1 protein-coding gene is annotated in these 275 nt (G+C 81.5%); it reads left to right on the forward strand.

The window, feature by feature from the left end:
* Positions 1–275: hypothetical protein (locus tag KVT14_RS20390; RefSeq protein WP_217617298.1), on the forward strand; the 275-nt coding region annotated here is incomplete at both ends.

Raw genomic sequence — 275 nt, forward strand, 5'->3', positions numbered from 1 at the left:
AGGTGCGGGTGCTCAGCGCGCGCGAGCGCGGCGAGTGGCTGGCCGCCCTGGCCGTCACCACCAAGCGGGTCGCCCCGCGGCTGCCGGTCCGCGCGCTGACCACCGGCGGGGAGTTCATGTCCTCGCAGTGCGACCGGCACCACCCGCTGCTGCGCTCCGGCCGCGCGCCCGAGGCCCTGGACGCCCTGCTCCGCGGCGCGCCGGGCGTCGGGCTGCCCGGGCTCGCGCTGCTGCGCCGGCTCCCCGCGGAGGGCCCGCCCGCCGCGGTGCTCGAC

The organism is Cellulomonas sp. GbtcB1, from assembly GCF_019091725.1.
Classification (GTDB): Bacteria; Actinomycetota; Actinomycetes; order Actinomycetales; family Cellulomonadaceae; genus Cellulomonas.